1 protein-coding gene is annotated in these 1231 nt (G+C 47.9%); it reads left to right on the top strand.

Annotation, left to right across the window (positions count from 1 at the left end):
* Positions 1-870: ferrochelatase (locus Q0200_RS05870; RefSeq protein ID WP_297938958.1), on the top strand; the 870-nt coding region annotated here is incomplete at its 5' end.
* Between the last annotated feature and the right edge of the window lie 361 nt (positions 871-1231).

The raw sequence follows: 1231 nt of genomic DNA, 5'->3' as shown, positions 1-1231 counted from the left end.
GACGAGATAGCCGCGGCCGTCGCAAACGGCGCCTATGCCGTGCTCCTCGAGCAAAGATGCGAAGTCATCGATCCCGAGGTAGCCTTTATCAAGGTCGATAGCCTGAGCGCAGCGCTGATGCGGCTGATGCGCTTTGAGGCTAGCTACAAAAATCTCAAATTTTGCTCCGTTAATCCCGTGCAAAAGGCCTTGCTCGCGCGCATGAGCCTGGGCAAAAACTCTGACGGCAACGCAGCTAGCTTGCTACCAGAGGATGCGACGCGACTTTTTATAAAGATAATGAAAGCGGGCGCGGGGGATCTGTTTTTCACGGACGATCTAAAAATTTTATCCAAGATCGCGCCGCTTTACGACACCGTTTTTAGCGACGTAGACGCGGTTTGCGCGCAGGGCGGCTCGCTGTTTGCCTCTAGTGTCGTTTGCGAGGGCGTTTATTATCCAAACTTAAATTTCCCAAAAGTTTTTACGCACTATCTTTGCGGACTTTTGAAGTATCTGATCCGCGCGGGCTTTTCTTTTAAGCTTGGCGACACGCGAAATTTAGGACATTTTGAGCCCGTTTTTATAAATAAAAATTTTCGCATTGTGCCTTTTGGTGCGAGCTCTCAGGCTTTTATCGCAGAGAGCGACGATGAGCTTTTTGATATGGAAGCGGCATTTTTAGCGCGAAATTTTAGCGGCGGCATCGAGATCTGTATGCCCGAGGACTTTGCGGGAAGCGCGGCGGCTACGATGAGATTTAAGGATCTTGCCGAGCTAAAAAATCTTTCAAATTTTCACTACGCGCTCGTTAAATGCCAAAAAGAGGAGCTTGAGGCTATGCTAAATTTGAGCTCGCCCGAGCCTGATTTGTTCGGCGAAATTTTATAAAAAGCTCAAATTTGGCGCTGAGCTTGACGTCTTTATCTACTTCAAATTTAACCTGTTTTTTACAATCATCCGCTTTCTAGCCGCAAATTTGTCGCTAAATTTGACGGGTAAAAATACTTAACCAAAATTCCTGAAAAGCGCGCCACGGGCTTTTCGTGGGCGGTTGGCGCGGAGGCGGAGAGGCGAGCGCATTTGCAATAAAATGTTTTATTTTTGGCTGATCTTGAAGCAAACGCCCGTCGTGCAAAATCCGTAAAACCGCCGCCTCGATCAAATTTGCCAAATAAAAACGGCGGTAGAACGACGGGCGCGTTTTGGCGGATAAATTTGATTTTGGGCTAAATTTGCACGCAGAACCGCA

It is taken from the genome of uncultured Campylobacter sp. (genome assembly GCF_938045225.1).
GTDB lineage: Bacteria > Campylobacterota > Campylobacteria > Campylobacterales > Campylobacteraceae > Campylobacter_A.
This window is presented reverse-complemented; position numbering and strand designations above follow the sequence as displayed.